This is a genomic window from Cupriavidus sp. FW305-3-2-15-C-LB2, from assembly GCF_058787575.1.
On sequence record NZ_JBYSZW010000033.1, the window covers coordinates 5024 to 21097 of the forward strand.

The following is a 16074-nucleotide window of genomic DNA, read 5'->3' on the forward strand; positions in this document are numbered from 1 at the left end:
TGCGCGGGCCGTGGCCCGCGCTTCCATGTTGGAATGGTGCCGCTTACGCCGTTTCCACTTCTTCCTTCAGGATCGCTTCCTCGATGTCCTCGAGGTCTTCGATCGGCTCGAATTCGTTGACGTTGTCGATCTCGGTGCCCATCGCGATATTGGTCACGCGCTCCAGGATCACCTCGACCACCACCGGCACCGAGAACTCGGCCATCAGGTCGCGCGCTTCGGCGAAGGCCGGGGCGATGTCTTCCGGCTTGAACACGCGGATCGCCTTGCAGCCCAGGCCCTCGACCACCTTGACGTGGTCCACGCCGTAGCCGTTCAGTTCAGGCGAGTTGACGTTGTCGAAGGCCAGCTGCACGCAGTAGTCCATCTCGAAGTTGCGCTGCGCCTGGCGGATCAGGCCGAGGTAGGAGTTGTTCACCACCACGTGGATGTACGGCACCTTGAACTGCGCGGCCACGGCCAGTTCTTCGATCATGAACTGGAAGTCGTAGTCGCCCGAGATCGCCACCACATCCGAATCCGGCGAGGCGGTCTTCACGCCGATCGCGGCCGGGATGGTCCAGCCCAGCGGGCCGGCCTGGCCGCAGTTGATCCAGTGGCGCGGCTCGTTGACCGACAGGAACTGGGCCGCGGCGATCTGCGACAGGCCGATGGTGCTGACATAACGCACGTCGCGCGGGAAGTACTGGTTCATCTCGCGGTACACGCGCTGCGGCTTGACCGGCACGTTGTCGAAATCGCTCTTGCGCTGCATGGTGCGGCGGCGCTTCTGCACGTCGGCCACCCACGACTTGCGGCACGGCAGGCGGCCGGCCATCTTCATTTCGCGGGCAACTTCAACGAACAGTTCCAGCGCGGCCTTGGCGTCCGACACGATGCCCAGGTCAGGTCCGAACACGCGGCCGATCTGGGTGGGTTCGATATCGACGTGCACGAACTTGCGGCCCTTGGTGTAGACATCGACGCTGCCGGTGTGGCGGTTGGCCCAGCGGTTGCCGATGCCCATCACGAAGTCCGAAGCCAGCAGCGTGGCGTTGCCGTAGCGGTGCGAGGTCTGCAGGCCGACCATGCCGGCTTGCAGCGGGTGGTCGTCGGCCAGCACGCCCCAGCCCATCAGGGTCGGCACCACTGGCACGTTGACCAGTTCAGCGAACTCGACCAGCAGATCCGCCGCGTCGGCGTTGATCACGCCGCCGCCGCACACGATCAGCGGGCGCTCGGCCGCGTTCAGCATCGAGATGGCCTTCTCGATCTGGGCGCGCGAGGCAGCCGGCTTGTACGGCTGCAGCGACTGGTAGGTGTCGACATCGAATTCGATCTCGGCCACCTGCACATCGAACGGCAGGTCGATCAGCACCGGACCCGGGCGGCCCGAACGCATGATGTGGAAGGCTTGCTGGAACACTTGCGGCACCAGGGCCGGCTCGCGCACGGTCACGGCCCACTTGGTCACGGGCTTGGCGATCGACTCGATATCGACGGCCTGGAAGTCTTCCTTGTACAGGCGGGCGCGCGGGGCCTGGCCGGTAATGCAGAGGATGGGGATCGAATCGGCCCAGGCCGAGTACAGGCCGGTGATCATGTCGGTGCCGGCGGGGCCCGAGGTGCCGACGCAGACGCCGATGTTGCCCGGCTCGGCACGGGTGTAGCCTTCGGCCATGTGCGAGGCGCCCTCGACGTGGCGGGCCAGCACGTGGTTGATGTTGCCCGACTTGCGCATTGCCGAGTAGAACGGGTTGATGGCCGCGCCCGGCACGCCGAATGCCGTGGTCACGCCTTCCTTCTCCAGCACGGCGATTGCCGCGTCGATTGCTCTCATCTTTGCCATGATCTTGTCTCCAGTGATGGTGTGAATTCCGTTGGAGTCGATCCTATTCCCGCAGGCGGGGTGGGATAAACAGAAGGGAGATCAGTTGATTCGATACCTGGGGTACGCAATATCGCCTTGGAAGCCAGATCGGACGGTCGGCGGGGGTACGCCGGGGTACGCAATTGGATATGTGGTGTGACGGTGCGGGCACGCAGCGCAGCGGTGGGTACGGGGCCGCGCCAGCCGGCCGCCGCAGCGCAGTGCGGCAAAATGGCGGGATTCCTCGCCATCCGGGCCGACCATGTATTCCAGGCTGCCGTCTACTTACGAACTGCTTGAGGCGCTTGTCGCCGTCCCGCCCGGGCCGGCCGCCTACCCTCCGGCGCCGGGCGGCCGCCTCGGGCGCGCGCTGTGGGCGGGCTTCATCGCGGCGCTGGTCGCGACCATCCTGAGTGGCGCGGCCCTGGCCGTCTGGCGGCTGTGGCTGAAGCACCCGGTGCCGCCGTGGTCGCTGCGGACCTTCGAGGCGCTGCTGGCCTTGTCGGCCGCCTGTTACGTCGGCGCCGGACTCACGCGCGCCGGCACCGTGCTGGCCAGGCTGCGCCATCCGCTGCGCTGGCAGGCCGCCGAGATGGACCGCCACAGCGTGGCCGAGGATGCGCTGCTGCGCCGGTTGGCGCGCATCCCGCCGCAGCAGCTGCAGGCGCGCCAGCGGCGTGTGGTGTTGCAACTGCGGTTGTGGGAAGGTGCTGCGCGTACCCTGGCAGGGCTGCTGGCACTGGCGCCGGCCGCGGCCGTGGTGGCGGCACTGCCGCGCCAGCAGGCCATGGCCGGGACGCTGCTGTGGCTCTACGGCGTGATGGTGGTGACCGGCGCGGCCTGCTACCTGTACCTGCACGTGCAATGCAGCCGGCCGCTGCGGCGGCTGGCCCATGTGCTGGGCGAAGCGGCCGAGATGAACGCGCAGGTCAGGGCGCGGGCGGCTCCGGCCGCCTGATTCCGCACCGGCTTGGGGTGACGCGGCATGCCCCTGGCAGCGGCCCTGACGCGGCCGTATGCGGATGCCGCGATCCTGCCCATCAGCCGCGCAGGGATGCCACATCCCCGGGGATGCCGCACAATGGCGCCCGGGAGACGAATATCCGATGGACAAACTCAAGCAAATCGAAGCCTTTATCGCCGTGGTGGAGCACGGCAGCATGGCGGCCGCGGCGCTCACGCAGAACGTGACGCCGGTGATGATCGGCCGCCGCATCAACGCGCTGGAAGCCCGCATCGGCGTCAAGCTGCTGCACCGGTCCACGCGCCGCATCGCCGTGACCGAGCAGGGCGCGGTGTTCATGGAGCAGTGCAAGAAGGCGCTGGCCGACCTGGACCGCGCCGAGATGCTGATCGCCGAAGGCAAGCACAAGGCCACCGGCCACCTGATCGTTTCGGCACCGGCGGCGTTCGGGCGCAAGCACGTGGCACCGCACGCGCCGGCGTTCCTCTCGGCCAACCCGGAAGTGCAGATCTCGTTCAACCTGACCGACCGCGTGGTCGACCTGGTGCGCGAAGGCTATGACGTCGGCATCCGCATCGGCGGCGCCATCGACCCGAACTTTGTCGCGATCAAGCTGGCCTCGAACAAGCGCGTGGTGTGCGGCACGCCGGCGTACTTCGCCAGGTACGGCGTGCCGCAGACGCTGGACGACCTGGCCCAGCACAACTGCCTGGCGTTCAACCTGCAGGGCGGCCAGCAGCGCGGCTGGTACTTCAGCCAGAACGGCAAGACCGTGACCGTGCGCGTCAACGGCAACCTGGACTGCAACGACGGCGAGCTGCTGCACCGCTGGACCGGCGAGGGCCTGGGCCTGGGCTGGCGCTCGACCTGGGAGATCCTGCCGCAGCTGGAAAGCGGCGAGCTGATCACGGTGCTGGACGAATACGCGCTGCCGGCCTACGACATCCTTGCCGTGTACCCGCAGCAGCGGCCGGTGCCGGCCAAGATCCGTTTCTTCATCGAGCACCTGAAGGCGCAGTTCGCGCGCCCGGGCTACTGGATGGACACGGCGGGCGGCAACTGAGGCCGCCGCCGAGCGCGATGCCGATCACAGCCTGGCTGGCCGACCTGGTGGTCATCGTGCACGGGCTGTTTATCCTGTTCGTGGTGGCGGGCGGCCTGCTGGTGTTGCGCTGGCCGCGTGTCGCATGGCTGCACCTGCCGGCGGCGGTGTGGGGCGTGCTGATCGAATGGTCCGGCTGGATCTGCCCGCTGACGCCGCTGGAAAACATGCTGCGCCGGGCCGCGGGACAGGCGGGCTACAGCGGCGGTTTTGTCGAGCGCTACCTGTTGCCGCTGATCTATCCGGCCGGGCTCACGCCCGCGGTGCAGCTGTGGCTCGGCGCGGTGGTGCTGGTGGTCAACGTGGTGGTCTATGCGTTGTGGTGGCGCCGCCGGCGAGCCGCGCGGCACCACCACTGAGCGGCTTGCTTCAGCCCGCCGGCTCGAAGCGCGGCGCGCGCTTCTGCATATTGGCCAGCACTGCCTCGCGCTGGTTGGGTGAGCCGACCAGCCGGTCCTGCTCGTCGGACTCGGCCTGCAGGATGGCGGCATTGTCGCCGCGCTCCACCACCGCCATCAGGCGCTTGGCCGCGCGGATCGCATCCGGGTTCTTCTGTGCCACCTGGCGCGCGGCTTCCAGCGCCGCGGCGCGCGGGTCGTCGGCGAGGTAGGTGCCCAGGCCCAGTTCGCAGGCTTCGGTGCCGCTCAGCACGCGCGCGCTGTAGATCAGCTCGCGCAGCACGTCGGGGCGCACCAGGCCGCGCGTGAGCACCATGCCGGCCATGTCGGGCACCAGCCCCCACTTCATTTCCATGACCGACAGCCTGGTATCGGGCGCGACGTAGCGTACGTCAGCGCCCAGCGCCACCTGCAGCCCGCCGCCGAAAGCCACGCCGTGGACCGCGGCGAAGACCGGCACCGGCAGTTCGCGCCAGACCATGCACGCGTACTGCGGGCGATTGGACATGCCGTTGGTACGCTTGCCGAGGCGGCCCGCGCCGATGCTGTCGTTGTGGGATTCGCCGCCACCGCCCGACAACATGCCCGCCATGCGGCCCATGTCCAGCCCCGCGCAGAAGGCGCGGCCCTCGCCTGACAGGACCACGGCGCGCAGGTCGGGCATGCGCGCCAGTTGCTCGCCGGTCTCGATCAGCGCGTCGAACATGGCCTGGTCGAGCGCGTTCATCTTGTCGGGGCGGTTCAGGCGGACGTCGGCGACGCCGTCTTCGATGGTGACGAGGATACGTTCGTTGCTGCTGGCGCTCATGCGCTGGCTCCTTGTGATGCGGGTTCTCAACGGCCCTTGAACTGGGGCTTGCGCTTCTCCATGAAGGCGGCTACGCCTTCCTTGCAGTCATCGCTGCGGCTGGCGCGCGACTGCAGCGTGGCCTCCACTTCGAGCTGCGCGGCCAGGTCGTTGTCGAAGCTCTGGTTGAGGGCTTCCTTGATCATGCCGTAGGCCATGGTCGGCATGGTGGCCAGGTGGCGGGCCAGCTTGCCGGCCTCGTCCTGCAGCGCGTCGTCGGCGTGGACCTTCCACACCAGGCCGATGCGCTGGGCCTCCTCGGCATCGATCTTCTCGGCCAGGATGGCCAGCGCGCGGGCGCGCATCTCGCCGGCATAGCGCGGCACGAAGTAGGTGCTGCCGGCGTCCGGGACCAGGCCGATCTTGGAGAAGGCCTGCAGGAAGCTGGCCGAGCGGGCCGCCAGCACCACGTCGCCCGCCAGCGCCAGGCTCATGCCGGCACCGGCGGCCACGCCGTTGACCGCGGTGACGACCGGCTTGGGCATCTGGCGCAGCGCCATGATGATCGGGTGGTAGCGCTCGCGCAGCAGCGTGCCGGAATCGGAGATGCCATCCTTGCCGCGCGCGGCCAGGTCGGCGCCAGCGCAGAAGCCGCGGCCCGCGCCGGTGATCAGCACGGCGCGCACGCCGGCATCGCCGGCGGCGCGCTCAACGCCCTCGCGCAGCTCGCGCATCAGGTCGCCGTTCATCGCGTTGAGCACGTCCGGGCGGTTCAGGGTCAGCGTGGCCACGCCTTCGCTGGCTTGATAGAGGACGGATGCCGTCATGGGTGGTTCTCCTTGTTGCTTGGTCGTGGTTCGGTGCGGGTGCGGAAACCTACTGCGGCTTCTTCAGCGCGTCGGCGGAGGCGTCGCCCAGCTTGCTGCCGCCGTCGCAGTCGAGGATGGTGCCGGTGACGTAGTGCGCGTTGTCGCTGCTCAGGTACATCGCGGCATCGGCGATATCGTCCTTGGTGCCGTAGTCGCGCAGCGCCAGGCGGGCCTTGTAGCGCGCCTCCATCTCGGCCGTGGGCGCCAGCCGCGCCATGCCTTCGGTGTCGGCGATCGGGCCGGGCGAGATGCCGTTCACGCGCACGCCGGCCGGGCCCCATTCCATCGCCAGGCACTTGATCAGCATGTTGATGCCGGCCTTGGCGGCGCAGGCATGGGCCTGGAACATCATGGCGTTGACCGCCTGCGGCGCGGTGATCGCGATCAGCGACGCACCCGGCTTGGCCAGGTGGTCGAAGCTGGCGCGGAACACGTTGAAGGTGCCGAGCAGGTCGATATCGACCACCGTCTTGAAGGCATTGGCCGACATGCCGACCACGGGCGCGAGGAAGTTGCCCGCGGCGCCGGAGATCACCACGTCGATCGGTCCCAGTTTGTCCTGGGCGCGTGCGAAGGCCGCTTCCACTGCGGCATAGTCGCGCACGTCGGCGGCCATGCCGATGGCGGTGCCGCCGGCCGCGGTGATGGTGTCGGCGGCGGCCTGGATGCGCTCGGCGGTGCGGCTGATCAGCGCCAGCTTCGCCCCGGCGCGCGCGAAGCCGTGCGCGATGCCGAGGTTGATGCCGGAGGAGGCGCCGGCGACGAATACGGTCTTGCCGGCAAAGGCGTCGGGGCGGAAGGCACTGGGCATGGGAAGTCCTCTCGATCGATGGTCATGCGATGCGGGCCGCGATCCGGCGTCAGACAGGACCGTGGCGTTGCGAAATGCAGGGGAGAGCTAGCGCCGGCGGCGTGGCTGCAGCGCAGGTATCGCGCGATGGCGCATGACGGTCTCCATGTTTCTGTTCTGGTGTGCGTCCGCCCCGGATCCTGCGGGGGGCGGCGCCGGCCTCTGGCTCGGGCCTCCGGCATCCTAACCCGAAGCCGGGATTCGATCTCGCGTATTGCCGGCAATGCCGGCCACCGCGGACGCAACAATGGCGGCGCCGGGAATGCCTTCCGGGCGCTGCAACTAGCTGGCGGGAAAGGAAAAAACGGGTGCGGGACTGCGTCGCGGCCAGGCGGCGGGACAGGGCGCCATTCCGCAGCGCAAAACCCAGTCCTCAGAAAAAAGAAAGCCCGCACACCGTTGCAGCGTGCGGGCGGCCTACCGACGATGAGGTGCCGGAAGGCAGAGTGCTCATGAAGTGCGCCCCCGCGTCTTCATGGCGGGGTCAAGTGTGCGCGCGGGCGGCAGTGGCCGCTTTGACTCACGTCAAGCAGACGCCTACGCGAGCAGCGCGGTCACCAGGTCCTTGCCGCGCGACACCGGCGCGGTTTCCTCGAAATGCAGCGCACCTTCCACGTGGCCCAGGTGGTCCACCATCAGCGTGACGGCCCGCTCGACATCGCCGGCACGGGCGGCCTCGATGAATTCGCGGTGCTCGTCCGACGAGCAGGCCGCGTCGCGGCGCGACTGGTACAGCATGGTGATGACCGCGCTGCGCGTCGACAGCTCGCGCATCATCTCGGTCAGCACGCCGTTGCCGACCACCTCGGCCAGCACGATATGGAAGTCGCCCAGCAGCCGGGTGCGTACCTGCGCATCGTTGCCACCCAGCGCCTTGCGTTCGGCCGCCAGGTGGCGGTCGATGCGCTTGTAGTCGGCCGGGGTCGCCTTGGCAACGAACTCGCGCGCCAGCGCCGCTTCCAGGATGCGGCGCACCGCGAAGACCTCGCGCGCCTCCTCGGCGCTGGGCTTGGCCACGAAGGCACCCTTGTCGGGCACGATCTGGATGACCTTGTCCTTGGACAGCATCAGCAGCGCCGCGCGCACCTTGGTGCGGCTGACGCGGTAGACACTGGCCAGGGCCTCCTCGCGCAGCTTGGTGCCGGGCGGCAGGCGGTGCGAAACGATGGCCGCGACAATGTCTTCGGCGATCGCTTCGGCGGTCATGTCAGGATCGATATGCTCGGGCATGGCAGCGCACTTGCGCAGGGGCTGCGCGGTTGGGGAGATGGCATGATTCTATCGCCCCGGCGCAGGGACCGGAGAACCGGCGGTAACGCCGTCCTCCGCCATCGCGGCCAGGCCAGCATCCAGGTCGGTCGCCTCGATGGCGCCGTTGAGCACGCCATGGGCCCGTTCGCGGTCGATATCCTTCTCCCAGGCGGCCACCACCACGGTCGCCACGCAGTTGCCGATCAGGTTGCCCAGTGCACGCGCGATGCCGATGAACCAGTCCACCGACAGCACCAGCACCAGCCCGATGGCGGGAATCGCCGGGTGTGCCGACAGCGTCGCGGCCAGGATCACGATGGCCGAGCCGGGGATGCCGTGCGCGCCCTTGGAGGTGACCAGCGCCACCGCCAGGATGCCGAGCAGGTCGCCCATCGCCAGCGGCGTGTTGGTCGCCTGCGCGATAAAAACCGCGGCCAGCGTCAGGTAGATCGAGAACGCATCCAGGTTGAACGAGTAGCCGGTCGGGATCACCAGGCCCACCACCGACTTCTTGATGCCCATGAACTCCAGCTTCTTCATCACCTGCGGCAGCACGCTGTCGGACGAGGCCGTGCCCAGCACCACCAGCAGCTCGGCGCGCAGGTAGCGGATCAGCTTGATCACCGAGAAGCCGCACACGCGCATGATGGTGCCCAGCACCACCAGCACGAACACGATCACCGCGCCGTAGAACAGGAATACCAGGAAGCCGAGCTGCTTGAGCGAGCCGATGCCGTACTTGCCCACGGTGAAGGCCACCGCGCCCAGCACGCCCAGCGGCGCCAGCTTGATGATGAAGCCCATCATCTTGAACAGCGTATGCGAGAAGGTGTCGATCAGCCTGACCAGCGGCCGGCCCGGCTCACCCACCAGAGACAGCGCGCAGCCGAACAGGATCGACACCAGCAGCACCTGCAGCACGTCGCCGTTGGCAAAGGCGCCGAACACGGTATTGGGGATCAGCTTGAGCAGGAAGTCGACCGTGCCCTGGTCCTTCACCTTGGTCGCGTTGTCGATAAATCCGGCGATGGCCGACGCATCGAGCGAACGCGGGTCGACATTCATGCCGACGCCGGGCTGGAACACATAGGCCAGCAGGATGCCCAGCGCCAGCGCGATGGTGGTGACGATCTCGAAGTACACCACCGCCTTGATGCCGACGCGGCCGACCTTCTTCAGCTCGCCGGCGCCGCAGATGCCGGCCACCACCACGCAGAACACGATCGGGCCGATCAGCATCTTGATCAGCTTGATAAAGGCATCGCCAAGCGGCTTGAGCTTGGCGGCGAATTCAGGGAATGCCAGGCCGAGTGCCGTGCCAATTACCAGGGCAATCAGCACCTGGCCAAACAGCGAACGGGTGAAGCGGATGTGCAAACGGGGCTGGGGGGCGCCGGGGCGGGGCTGCGAGGGAACTGCATGCTGCATGGTTGTCTCCGTACCGGGCCGGTCCGGCGCCTGTCCATTGGCTGGCGCTGGCTGGCCCATCTGATCCAGGAATCACCGGCGGCCCCGTACTGCTCTACTGGCGGGTGGCTGCCGGCCTTACGTTCCGTGCTGGCTTCCGGGTCGGGAGCGCGCCACTTCGCGGATGGCCCCCCTGTTGAGGCGGAATCCACGCAATCGCCTGTCCGGACCGGATTGTCCGCGGCAAATTGTCTGAACGTGGAAGCGAATATAGTGCATATCATTTTTGTATGCAATTTTTGAATTCACTGTGCTAACATGAATCGCACAGAATAGAGCTTCGGCCCGGGCGCCACGCCCGCGCCGGCAGGCCTTGCGGCAGACGCCGGCGGGTCTTGCCGGACCACCCGCCGCGGCGTTCACGCACTTCCAGCAGGAGACAACGCATGGCAGCAAATCCGTCGCCGTCCGCCGCAGAGACTGGCACGCGCATCATGGCCTGGGCCGACGCCCTGGCCGTCCACACCGAGCAGCCCGGCATGCTCACCCGTACCTACCTGACCGAGGCCCACCACGGCGCCGCCGCGCAGCTGACCGAATGGATGCAGCAGGCCGGCATGACGGTGCGGCGCGACGCCGCCGGCAACGTGATCGGCCGCTATGAGGGCACTTCGCCCGATGCGCCGGCGCTGCTGACGGGCTCGCACTTCGACACCGTGCGCGACGGCGGCCGCTATGACGGCAACCTCGGCGTGATCCTGCCGATCGCGTGCGTGGCCGAATGGAACCGCCAGGGCAAGCGCTTCCCGTTTGCGATCGAGGTGGTCGGCTTTGCCGAGGAAGAGGGCGTGCGCTTCAAGGCCACGCTGCTGGGCAGCCGCGCCATCGCCGGCACCTTCGACAACAACGTGCTGGACAACGTCGACGACAGCGGCAAGACCATGCGCCAGGTGATGCGCGAGGCCGGTTTCGACGCCACTGCCTTGCCCGCCGCCAGGCATGACAGCAGCAAGGTCGCGGCCTTCATCGAAGTCCACATCGAACAAGGTCCGGTGCTGCTCAATGAAAACCTGCCGGTGGGCGTGGTGACGGCAATCTCCGGCGCCACCCGCTTTATCGTCGAGCTCGAAGGCCTGGCCGGCCACGCCGGCACGGTGCCGATGGACATGCGCCGCGACGCCGCCATGGCCGGGGCCGAGATCGGCCTGTATATCGAGAAGCGCTGCGGCGGCAAGCCGGGCCTGGTCGGCACGGTCGGCCAGTTCAACGTGCCCAACGGCGCCGCCAACGTGGTGCCGGGCCGCGCCGTGTTCTCCATCGACATCCGCGCCGGCGCTGACGCCGAGCGCGAGGCCGCCGTCAACGACGTGCTGGCCGAGATCGAGCGCGTGTGCGCGCGCCGCAACGTGCGCACGCAGGTGCGCAAGACCCATGAGGCCAAGAGTGTTCCCTGCGCCCCGTGGCTGCAAGAGCAATGGGCCGCCGCGATTGCCCGCCAGGGCGTGCCGGTGCGCCACCTGCCGTCGGGCGCCGGCCACGACGCCATGGCCATTGCCGCCATCGCCGACGTCGCCATGCTGTTCGTGCGCTGCGGCAACGGCGGCATCAGCCACCATCCCACCGAAACCATGACCGCCGAGGACGCCGCCCTGTCCGCGCGCGTGTTCAGCGATTTCGTCGAGCACTTCCGCCTGCCGCAGTAAGCCAGCGCAGATTCCCCGGAACCCACCCGAACCCCTCCGTAGTTGAGAGAACAAGTCATGACCGCACGAGACAATATGAACCCCACTGAAACCACGCTGACGCAGTTCATCGACCAGCACCGTCCGGAACAGGAAGCCTTCCTGGCCGAACTGGTCAAGGTGCCCTCGGACAACCCCGCAGGCGACTGCGACGCCCATGGCAAGCGCGCCAAGGAACTGCTGGAGGGCCTGGGCTTCACGGTGGAGGCGCACAAGGTGCCGGACGAGCTAGTGAAGGCAGCCGGCATGATCAGCGCCACCAACCTGATCGTGCGCAAGCAGTTCGGCACGGGCGGCCCGACCATCGCCATGAACGCCCACGGCGACGTGGTGCCCCCGGGCCTGGGCTGGACCAAGGACCCGTACGGCGGTGAAGTGGCCGACAGCGAGCACGGCCCGGTCATGTACGGCCGCGGCGTGGCGGTATCCAAATCTGACTTCGCCACCTACACCTACGCCGTGCTGGCGCTGATGGAAGCAGAGAAGCAGGGCGCCAGGATCAACGGCGCGGTTGAGCTGCAGTTCACCTATGACGAGGAAACCGGCGGCGACATCGGTCCCAAGTTCCTGCTCGACAACAACCTGAGCAAGGCCGACTACGCCATCTCGGCCGGCTTCTCGTACGGCATCACCTCGTCGCACAACGGCTGCCTGCACGTCGAAGTGACGGTCAAGGGCAAGCAGGGCCACGCCGCCATGCCGCATACGGGCGTGGATGCGATCGAAGCCGCCACCCACATCCTGCAAGCCATCTACGGCCTGCGCGCCGAGCTGGCCACGCGCAAGTCGAAGGTGCCGGGCATCGACACCGCCACGCTGAACGTCGGCCTGATCAAGGGCGGCATCAATACCAACGTGGTGCCTGACCTGGTGACCTTCCGCGTCGACCGCCGCATGATCCCCGAGGAAATCGGCTTCGACGCCGAAGGCGAGATCCGCGCCGTGGTGGAAAAGGCCGCCAAGGACCGTCCGGGCATCGAAGTGAAGGTCGAGCGCATCATCCTGGCCGAGCCGCTGTCGGAACTGCCGGGCGTGGAAAAGCTGATCGGCGCGCTGAAGAGCCGTGCCGAGTCCGTATTCGGCGTGGAGATCCCGGTGCAAGGCGTGCCGCTCTACACCGACGCGCGCCACTACACCAAGCGCGGCATCCCGACCGTGCTGTACGGCGCCGGCCCGCGCACGCTGATGGAAGCCCGCGGCCATAACTCGGACGAGAACCTGCGCCTGAACGACCTGAACCGCGCGACCAAGGTGGTGGCGCTGGCGCTGTCGGACCTGATGAAGTAAGTCATTTCGATTGAGCCGGACTGCCAACAGGCGGTCGGCCAACGCAAAAGCGCCACGGAGACCCCGTGGCGCTTTGCTTTCTTGTTCTCAAGCTTTCCGCAATATCGCGGCACACCACGCGGCGGACTCTGCTTCCACCTGCTCATTCGGAATGCCGATGCCGGCACGCATCGAAACCCTGCCTTCCTCAATCATCTGCTGGAAAAGGACCTCCTCGTCGCGTGCCTGCCTGCGCCGCGCCAGATACTCGCGCACCAGCGCCTCAGCAACCTGCGAGGTGGTAAGGCCCTCAGCCGCGGCCTCGGCTATGAATGCGTCACGCAATTGCGGGTTCAGCGTGAGAATGAACGGGGCTTCTTCCGACACCAGCATGTCCAATGTCCTTGTAATGACGAAGAATAGGCATTGTCGATACCAGGGCACCTGCGCGACTATGGGACACGTCGGAACTTGCCGCGGCCGATTCCTCCTACGCCGGCAGCGTCGTCGCCCCCACCCCCAGCACCCGCTGCATCAGCACCGTATCGATCCATTGCCCGTGCTTGAACCCCACCGCTTCCAGCCGGCCGACGGTGCGGAAGCCCAGGCGCTCATGCACGGCCAGCGAACCGGCGCCTTCGCCGCCGGCGGTGCAGGCGATCACGGCGACCATCTGGCGCCAGGGACCGGTCTCGCAGCGGGCGACCAGTTCGGCCAGCAGGGCCTGGCCCAGGCCCTCGCCGACGCGGCGGTGGTCGATATAGATCGAATCCTCGATGGCGAAGCGGTAGGCGCTGCGCGCGCGGTAGGACGATGCATAGGCATAGCCCAGCACCTCGCCGTCGCGCACGGCGACCAGGTAGGGCAGGCCCTTGCGGTGGACTTCGGCAAAACGCAGCTGCATCTCGTCCAGGCTCGGCGGCGTTTCCTCGAACGAGGCGCGGCCGTGCAGCACATGGTGCGCGTAGATGGCGTGGATGGCAGGAACGTCGGCGGGTGTGGCGTCGCGCAGGGTGAAGGGTTTGCGCGTGCCGGCGGACGGCGTCGTGGCGGAAACGGTAGTGGAAGTCATCGGGAATGGCGCCCTATGCAAGGACTTGGGGCAACGCAGGATGCGTGCCGGCCACTTGCACCAGCGTGATGCTGCGCGAGGGCCGGTGTCTTGTATATAGTGCGGATTGATTTGCACCGCATTAGTGCCAACGCCCCGGGGCGGGGCACGGCAACGACAAGAAAGGACCCTGCCATGATCACCATCTACCACAACCCCCGCTGCTCCAAGTCGCGCGAAACGCTCGCCCTGGTCCAGGCCGCCAGCGAGCGGCTGGGCGAACCGGTGGAAATCGTGGAATACCTGAAAGAGCCGCCGTCGCTGGCCACGCTGCGCCAGTTGCACACCATGCTGGGCGTGCCGGTACGCGAGATGCTGCGCGACAACGAAGCGCCGTACGCCGATCTGGGCCTGGCCGATCCTGGCCTGACCGAGGCCGAGCTGCTGGCCGCCGTGGCCGACAACCCGATCCTGCTGCAGCGTCCGGTGGTGGTGCGCAACCGCCGCGCCGCGATCGGCCGGCCGCCCGAGAACGTGGCGCCGCTGCTGGCCTGAGCCAGCCCATGCACGGCACCAAATAAAACCGGCCCCCACGTGGTGGGGGCCGGCCGGTGCTTGAGGCAAACAGCTTCAGGCGGGTCGTCTAATGAACACCCAGCCAGTGCATGGCCTCCTGACCGAAAGCGATGGCCGCCAGTACGACCAGTAGCACCACCAGCGTCACCGTGCTGACGTATAGCGTGGCCTTGGCGACTTCGGCGTCCTCATCCGAGGTGTGGCGATGGGTGATAGGTGTGGCGCCCCGCGTGGCATGCGGCCAATGGATCCGGCCGGCCAGGTCTCTCAAGTGCAGGTCGGTATGAAAACGCATGATCGACACCTCCTCGGCAGGCGCCGCGCGATCCGGGCAACATGGCTCAAACGGCATATGGCGTGGCTGCGCAAGTGCGCCGGATAGTCTGTGGCTCGTTTCGCCCGGTACGCCATATCCGCTTCTACTATAGGCGCGCTGGCGTGGGATGCGAACGCAAAGCCTGCAAGGGGCGTGCCGCCGTGGCTGCCGCGGCGCAGCAACCGTTCAGGGCTGCCCGGACGAAGGTGAGGGCTCGCTAGCGTCCGCTGCGGCATCGGACGCCAGGCTGGCCAGTGCGGCCTCGCGCTCACGCAGCGTAGCGAGCATGTTGCAGAACAGCGCACCCTGTTCGAGCGCATCGTCCAGCGCCACATGGGTGTGCGGCAGCGGATCCATCCAGGCGGCCGGGAAGGCCGCCTTGACGGTCTTGCGGTAGGGGCGCCCGGTCAGCGCAAAGCCCAGCGTCTTGATGTCGAGGGCGGCCCAGCCAAAGGGCGAGCGCCCGGCGAACCGCATCATGTACCAGAACATCCAGGTGAAATCGAAGCCGGCCGGAAAGGCCACGAAGACCGGCTTGCCGGGCAGGCTCTCGACCCATTCGACATAGCGGACCATGGCGTCCTCGGGGCGCTGCAGGTCGCGCCGGCAGGCGCTCCAGGCTTCGGGCTGGGTTTGCCACCACTGCATCTGCACCGGGTGGCCGGCGGCGCCGGGCAGGGTCTCGAGGTTGGCGGAGAACGTGCCCACCACGGTCTTGTCCGCCAGCATTGCCGCGGACGCGAACGACAGCATCGAATGCGGGCCCGGGATCGGGCCGTCGGCTTCCACGTCGGTGCTGACGTAGATCTCCGGGCGGGTGTCGGGCACCTGTCGCTTGGCCACGGCCTCAGCCCACTTCGGTCAGGTGATCGGCCACGAACGGGTTGTTGCGGCGTTCCTCGCCGAAGGTGGAGACCGGGCCGTGCCCGGGAATGAAAGTCACGTCCTCGCCCAGTGGCCACAGCCGCGTGCGGATCGAGCGGATCAGATCGGCATGGTTGCCGCGCGGGAAGTCGGTGCGGCCGATCGAGCCGGCGAACAGCACGTCGCCCACCACCGCCAGCCGGTTGGCGCGCGAGAAGAACACCACGTGGCCGGGCGTGTGGCCGGGGCAGTGGTAGACCTCCAGCGTCTCGTTGCCGAACTGCACGGTGTCGCCGTTCTCCAGCCAGCGGTCTGGCTCGAAGCTCTCGGCGTGGCCGAAGCCGAAGCGGCGCGTCTGCTCGGGCAGCTGCTCGATCCAGAAGCGCTCGTCCTGCTGCGGGCCTTCGATGGGGATATCCAGCTCGCGCGCGAGCGCTGCGGCGCCGGCGCAGTGATCGACATGGCCATGCGTCAGGAAGATCTTTTCCAGCGTGACGCCTTGCTCCCTGACCGCCTCACGGATGCGATCCAGGTCGCCGCCGGGATCGCAGACCGCGGCGCGGCCGGTGCTTTCATCGATCAGCAGCGAACAGTTTTGCTGGAAGGGCGTGACGGGAATGAGCAGGGCTTTCATGGACGATTTCTTGTGCGCCGGGCGCCTTCTGGCCGGGCGCCACGGAGTGGCCCGCACGGACGGCGGGCGGTGCCCAGCATTGTAGCGCCGGGCGGCGATTCACCGCCCGCGATGCAAGTCGTGTGCTTTATGCATTACCCGCGCGAAA

General features: G+C 67.7%; 17 protein-coding genes. 6 read left to right on the forward strand and 11 right to left on the reverse strand.

What is annotated here, in order from left to right:
• Positions 1-43: 43 nt before the first annotated feature.
• Positions 44-1828 (reverse strand): glyoxylate carboligase, encoded by a 1785-nt coding sequence (gcl, locus tag AC3WRR_RS22150; protein WP_010812147.1) that lies wholly within the window; start codon positions 1826-1828, stop codon positions 44-46.
• A gap of 283 nt (positions 1829-2111) precedes the next feature.
• On the opposite strand from gcl, the gene AC3WRR_RS22155 reads away from it, so the two are divergent.
• The 3 genes from AC3WRR_RS22155 (at position 2112) to AC3WRR_RS22165 (ending at position 4274) form a co-directional block, all read left to right on the forward strand.
• Positions 2112-2807 (forward strand): hypothetical protein, encoded by a 696-nt coding sequence (locus AC3WRR_RS22155; protein WP_011616208.1) that lies wholly within the window; start codon positions 2112-2114, stop codon positions 2805-2807.
• 148 nt (positions 2808-2955) lie between these two features.
• Entirely contained in the window at positions 2956-3876 is a 921-nt protein-coding gene (locus tag AC3WRR_RS22160; RefSeq protein WP_010812145.1) for a LysR family transcriptional regulator, read from the forward strand.
• Positions 3877-3893: 17 nt separating this feature from the next.
• Positions 3894-4274, forward strand: coding sequence for a DUF2784 domain-containing protein (locus tag AC3WRR_RS22165; protein WP_010812144.1), 381 nt, complete (start codon positions 3894-3896; stop codon positions 4272-4274).
• Between the two features lie 10 nt (positions 4275-4284).
• Here the strand turns inward: AC3WRR_RS22165 and AC3WRR_RS22170 are convergent, their stop codons facing one another.
• From AC3WRR_RS22170 to AC3WRR_RS22190, 5 genes are all read right to left on the reverse strand, one after another.
• On the reverse strand, positions 4285-5121 hold the full coding sequence (locus AC3WRR_RS22170) for a crotonase/enoyl-CoA hydratase family protein (RefSeq protein ID WP_010812143.1): 837 nt from the start codon (positions 5119-5121) through the stop codon (positions 4285-4287).
• A gap of 26 nt (positions 5122-5147) precedes the next feature.
• Complete coding sequence (locus AC3WRR_RS22175) at positions 5148-5927, reverse strand: enoyl-CoA hydratase-related protein (RefSeq protein ID WP_010812142.1); 780 nt, start codon at positions 5925-5927, stop codon at positions 5148-5150.
• A 49-nt stretch (positions 5928-5976) separates the two neighbouring features.
• Positions 5977-6780, reverse strand: coding sequence for an SDR family oxidoreductase (locus tag AC3WRR_RS22180; protein WP_010812141.1), 804 nt, complete (start codon positions 6778-6780; stop codon positions 5977-5979).
• 576 nt (positions 6781-7356) lie between these two features.
• Positions 7357-8049 (reverse strand): GntR family transcriptional regulator, encoded by a 693-nt coding sequence (locus tag AC3WRR_RS22185; RefSeq protein WP_010812140.1) that lies wholly within the window; start codon positions 8047-8049, stop codon positions 7357-7359.
• A gap of 48 nt (positions 8050-8097) precedes the next feature.
• Positions 8098-9498: a C4-dicarboxylate transporter DctA gene (locus AC3WRR_RS22190; RefSeq protein WP_010812139.1), complete on the reverse strand. Its 1401-nt coding sequence runs from the start codon at positions 9496-9498 to the stop codon at positions 8098-8100.
• 425 nt (positions 9499-9923) lie between these two features.
• On the opposite strand from AC3WRR_RS22190, the gene AC3WRR_RS22195 reads away from it, so the two are divergent.
• Complete coding sequence (locus AC3WRR_RS22195) at positions 9924-11180, forward strand: allantoate amidohydrolase (protein ID WP_010812138.1); 1257 nt, start codon at positions 9924-9926, stop codon at positions 11178-11180.
• A 57-nt stretch (positions 11181-11237) separates the two neighbouring features.
• Complete coding sequence (locus AC3WRR_RS22200; protein ID WP_010812137.1) at positions 11238-12506, forward strand: M20/M25/M40 family metallo-hydrolase; 1269 nt, start codon at positions 11238-11240, stop codon at positions 12504-12506.
• 87 nt (positions 12507-12593) lie between these two features.
• Here AC3WRR_RS22200 and AC3WRR_RS22205 read toward each other — a convergent pair whose 3' ends face one another.
• Positions 12594-12878, reverse strand: a complete 285-nt coding sequence (locus tag AC3WRR_RS22205; protein ID WP_058698094.1) for a hypothetical protein — start codon at positions 12876-12878, stop codon at positions 12594-12596.
• A 97-nt stretch (positions 12879-12975) separates the two neighbouring features.
• Positions 12976-13557 carry a GNAT family N-acetyltransferase gene (locus AC3WRR_RS22210; protein WP_010812135.1) on the reverse strand — a complete coding sequence of 194 codons (582 nt, stop codon included), beginning with the start codon at positions 13555-13557 and terminating at the stop codon, positions 12976-12978.
• A gap of 174 nt (positions 13558-13731) precedes the next feature.
• Between AC3WRR_RS22210 and arsC the strand changes: the two genes are divergently transcribed.
• Positions 13732-14091: an arsenate reductase (glutaredoxin) gene (arsC, locus tag AC3WRR_RS22215; RefSeq protein WP_010812134.1), complete on the forward strand. Its 360-nt coding sequence runs from the start codon at positions 13732-13734 to the stop codon at positions 14089-14091.
• A gap of 88 nt (positions 14092-14179) precedes the next feature.
• On the opposite strand, the gene AC3WRR_RS22220 is transcribed toward arsC, so the two are convergent.
• From AC3WRR_RS22220 to AC3WRR_RS22230, 3 genes are all read right to left on the reverse strand, one after another.
• The gene (locus tag AC3WRR_RS22220) at positions 14180-14407 is read right to left on the reverse strand and encodes a hypothetical protein (RefSeq protein WP_010812133.1); all 228 of its coding nucleotides are present in this window, start codon (positions 14405-14407) and stop codon (positions 14180-14182) included.
• Between the two features lie 207 nt (positions 14408-14614).
• A complete protein-coding gene (locus tag AC3WRR_RS22225) occupies positions 14615-15271 on the reverse strand; it encodes a hypothetical protein (protein ID WP_010812132.1) in 657 nt (218 codons plus the stop codon).
• A 4-nt stretch (positions 15272-15275) separates the two neighbouring features.
• The gene (locus AC3WRR_RS22230; RefSeq protein WP_492298169.1) at positions 15276-15926 is read right to left on the reverse strand and encodes an MBL fold metallo-hydrolase; all 651 of its coding nucleotides are present in this window, start codon (positions 15924-15926) and stop codon (positions 15276-15278) included.
• Between the last annotated feature and the right edge of the window lie 148 nt (positions 15927-16074).